Below are 556 nucleotides of genomic sequence, written 5' to 3' on the forward strand. Positions count from 1 at the left end.
GAGGCGTTGCTTCAAACCATCTACAGACTCACTCATTAAGATTTAACCTGCTCTCTCAACGCTTCAATCACAAAAAAGGATCCAAATACTACAACAACTGCACCACTCGACATCGCTATGGACTTAGCCCCCTCAAACGCCTCTTTGAGGCTATTGAACGTACAAACCTCCTGAGACATGCCAATCATTTGAGAAGACATCTCTTCGAGAGGACGCGCGCGCGGCCCATCAAGCTCAGCGATATGCCATTGGGTTATCACCCCGTCGAGCGCCAATACAATCTCACGTAAGTCTTTATCCTTCAAGCACGAAAACACAGCAATCAATTTTCGGCCCAAATATTTTTGTTTTAAGTGACTAGAAAGTAATTTTGCCGCCGCGCCGTTATGCGCCACATCGAACAGGATTTCAGGGTTTTCTGAGACACGCTCTAAGCGACCAGAGACCTGAGTTTTTGAAATTGCTTGCGCACATAACTCCAACTGATTGGACTCAAACTCTTGTTGACTCAACTCAAAGATTTTCAAGCATGCCTGCATCGCAAGCGCGAGATTAT

The 556-nt window shown here is 45.9% G+C and carries 1 protein-coding gene; it reads right to left on the reverse strand.

Annotation, left to right across the window (positions count from 1 at the left end):
* Positions 1–35 precede the first annotated feature (35 nt).
* Positions 36–556 (reverse strand): glutamate ligase domain-containing protein (locus A3762_RS19810; RefSeq protein WP_304439308.1); only part of this gene is annotated, 521 nt, incomplete at its 5' end.

Source organism: Oleiphilus sp. HI0125 (assembly GCF_001635355.1).